Origin of the sequence: Microvirga arvi (assembly GCF_016892765.1) — a bacterium.
In the GTDB taxonomy this organism is placed as follows: domain Bacteria; phylum Pseudomonadota; class Alphaproteobacteria; order Rhizobiales; family Beijerinckiaceae; genus Microvirga; species Microvirga arvi.
Genome location: NZ_JAFEMD010000155.1, coordinates 1 through 2,290 on the forward strand (window position 1 = coordinate 1; position 2,290 = coordinate 2,290).

Consider the following 2,290-nt stretch of genomic DNA (forward strand, 5'->3'; position numbering starts at 1 on the left):
CGGGCGAGGTCATGCCCAGATTGAATCACGGATACTCTTCTGGGGGAATCGTCGCCCCCCAATCTGCCCCAGTTACGTCATCATAACCAGAGCAGGCCGGAGGCGATCGGTCGCCCCATGGGCACTCACGCCCCCTTGGGAAGGCACTAGACCGGCGGAGCGCCGCTGCCCGACGAGGCGCCGTGTTGCAGGAATGCGGCACCATCTGCCGCACGGAGCTCCCGGCGGCCGCACCGGTTGACGCAAAAGCGGCCCATCCCCTACTTTCCGGCCAAAAGCAAACCTCAGGGGCCTCATGCGACCACTTAAGCTCAAGGCTACTGCCGCGATCGCGGCCGCGGCGGCCGTGCTGTTCGGCACCCCTGCCCAGGCGCAATCGCTGTCGGGGATCAAGGTCGGCGAGCAGGTCTTGTCTGTCCCCAAACTCGCTGCAAGGCCGCTGCCCTCCAAGAGAGTGGATCTGCACGAGGAGCGGCGCTGGAAGCTGCCCGACGGCAACAGGCTCTCCGTCGCTGTAGACCCGCAGACGAAGCGGATCGTCTATGCCGAGAAGACGTGGAGTGGCAGCGCCCACGGCAAGCCGGCCGATTTCCCAGGCTTCGTCTACGGCGAAACCACCCTCGCCGACATCAGGGCCCACGCCCAGAATAACGGGTTCGCATACAAGGAACGCCTCATCGACGTAAGGCCGAACGGCCTCGCCCTGTTCAACGCCTACGAGGTCGAGGGGGCGTCCGGCCTCGTCGTGACGTTCGTGACCAAGCTGTCCAGGAAGGATGACGAGCGCCTCCGGACCGGCAAGGCGAATGTGGACCTCAACCGTGCCGCTCGGCTGGACGCCATCATTCTCGCCGATGCGAGGTACCTCGATACGATCTGGGGTGACGCGAAGCTGATGCACAAGGCGTACAAGCCCATCCGGTGGGAGCCGCCCCGCCATGCCACGTTAGCGTCCCGCTAAGGGGGCAAATGCCACCTCCATGGCGGCCGCCCGCTGGAGGTTGGCACTTACCATCCTCTCTCACCGTCAGAGCGGCTCTGGAGAGCATCCAGCTTTGTGGGCTGCTCTGCTGCTTTGGCATCGGTCCTCACTGATGAGCTAGGAGTCATGCCACGATGGGGTGCCCTGATCGCCTCGTGTGGGATCTGTGGACCCAGTGCTCGCAGCGTGAGGTTTGGTTAGGACCTGCGGACTAGCGTGCTGCTCCGACACCTTGATCATCGGAGTCAGCTTCATGAGAGGCTTCCTGCTCGCCGCAATCGGACTTGCCTTGGTGTCTCCCACAGCCTTTGCTGACGGCACGAACTTGGCGGGATCCCTCTGGCACTGCACCCGCGCAACTGATCAGTCGCAGTTCGTGATCACCTTCTACCCGGGCGGCGGCGTCGGGGGAGGGGAGTTCCAGAATGGTGAGGTGAGCCCCTACATCTTCGATGCTTCCCGGACAAAGCCGGGAGAGTGGCCCGGGAGGTGGGACCAGACGGGCCGGCGTTTCACATGGACTTTCCCGGATCAGAGTATTCGGATTGAAGGCAGCCTCACAGGACTTGGCCAGACAACAATGCGGCTCGCCGGAACCGAAACCTCACTGGTGGGGCGATCAGCCGTGACGTGCACCGCTCTCACAAAGCTGCCGACGATCGGGGCGGGGTTGGTGATCCCGAGGGACAGCCGCTTCATCGATCTGGATGGAGAGGAGGGCGAGCTCAAAGTACCTGCGGGGGTCTCCCTCCAGGAGCAAGGATCGCGCTAGAAGCGGCAGTCGGGCGAGTTCCTGAACCTTGGGAAAGCCGCGCCTGATGCCCATATATGGTCGATGCCGCACAAGGGTTCTTCACCGCGCACGCTCGACCTGTTCGAGTACACCCTGACCATCCCGACGCCCTCGTCCGAGCCGTCTCCTGTTCCGGCCAGACCGCCGGCGCTGGCCAGCCTGTCCGATGCTCAACTGGCCCAGCAGCTTGGCCAACTCGTCGAAGAAGTGCAGCGCCGGCTGGAGAAGGGCAGAGGCCGACGGCCGGAGTTGGAGACGGCCGCGGCACAGGCCAGAGCATCCTTGGATCGGCTTGCTCATACACGCACCAGCCAAGCCAGACCCCTGAGATCTTCCAAGGGCACTTCCCCGCTGCAGGAGGGGCAGCGCAAGGCAGTGCGGGCAGTTCTTCTGGCCGGAGTAGCCCCCGCTCAAGTGGCCAAGCACTTCGGTCTGTCGCTGGCAGCTGTCCGCAAGGTGCTCGAAGAGGCCACCTAAACGCAGGTTTCGATCAATCAGGTGTTGCGATCAGGAAA

The 2,290-nt window shown here is 63.8% G+C and carries 3 protein-coding genes; all 3 read left to right on the plus strand.

The genetic code is table 11. The features are described from left to right. Nucleotides 1-295: 295 nt before the first annotated feature. The 3 genes from ILT44_RS30190 (at nt 296) to ILT44_RS30200 (ending at nt 2,252) form a co-directional block, all read left to right on the plus strand. Nucleotides 296-961 carry a hypothetical protein gene (locus ILT44_RS30190; RefSeq protein ID WP_204243298.1) on the plus strand — a complete coding sequence of 222 codons (666 nt, stop codon included), beginning with the start codon at nt 296-298 and terminating at the stop codon, nt 959-961. Between the two features lie 274 nt (nt 962-1,235). Beyond that, entirely contained in the window at nt 1,236-1,754 is a 519-nt protein-coding gene (locus tag ILT44_RS30195; RefSeq protein WP_204243299.1) for a hypothetical protein, read from the plus strand. Between the two features lie 63 nt (nt 1,755-1,817). Further along, nucleotides 1,818-2,252, plus strand: coding sequence for a hypothetical protein (locus tag ILT44_RS30200; protein WP_204243300.1), 435 nt, complete (start codon nt 1,818-1,820; stop codon nt 2,250-2,252). Nucleotides 2,253-2,290: the final 38 nt, after the last annotated feature.